This is a genomic window from Corynebacterium sp. HMSC068G04 (assembly GCF_001814885.1).
Lineage (GTDB): Bacteria > Actinomycetota > Actinomycetes > Mycobacteriales > Mycobacteriaceae > Corynebacterium > Corynebacterium hiratae.
Genome location: NZ_KV818291.1, coordinates 194,045 through 194,613, shown reverse-complemented (window position 1 = coordinate 194,613; position 569 = coordinate 194,045). Strand labels below are relative to the sequence as shown.

At 52.7% G+C, this 569-nt stretch carries 1 pseudogene; it reads right to left on the bottom strand.

Annotation, left to right across the window (positions count from 1 at the left end):
• Positions 1 to 569: pseudogene (locus HMPREF2993_RS01130) on the bottom strand (HNH endonuclease); the annotation flags it as partial.

Genomic DNA, 569 nt, shown 5'->3' with positions numbered 1-569 from the left:
TCCTCAATATCGCAGGCCTGGTAGGTGTGGAGCACCACCTCAGCTGGTGGCTTTATCTCACCGGAAAGCAGTTTGATGACTGCCTCAGCGACAGTGATGTCTTCCTTGGCGGCGGTCTGGTGGATGAAGGCATCGAGTTTAATGCCGGTGTCTTCTTCAACCTGCAGTTCCAACCACGCTGAGGTGCCGTTAGAGGAAAACCGGTAGGTATCTTTAGGGCGGGTATCTTGGTAGGCGATGGAATCATCCAGTGTTTTACATATATCGCGGACTTTGCGCCTGATTTGACTACGTGTAGGAAAAGCTTGGTTCGGTTTAGAAGGGGTGAAGAAGTCAGCCAGGAGGGTGTCGATAAAGTCCAGGGTTTCATCAGTCAAGGCTGTCAGTGCTGACATGGGTTGATCGATAGCAATGAGGGATTCAATGTCGAGCAGGCAGTGGGTGTCTTGTATGGCTTTGACTTTCGGCAGACTTTCTAGCCGGTGGATAGCACGCAGGCCGGATTTGATGTGGCCTTCCGGCAGTGACCAGGCGGCGACTAGGGATAGTGCGGTGGTGTTGATATCGGC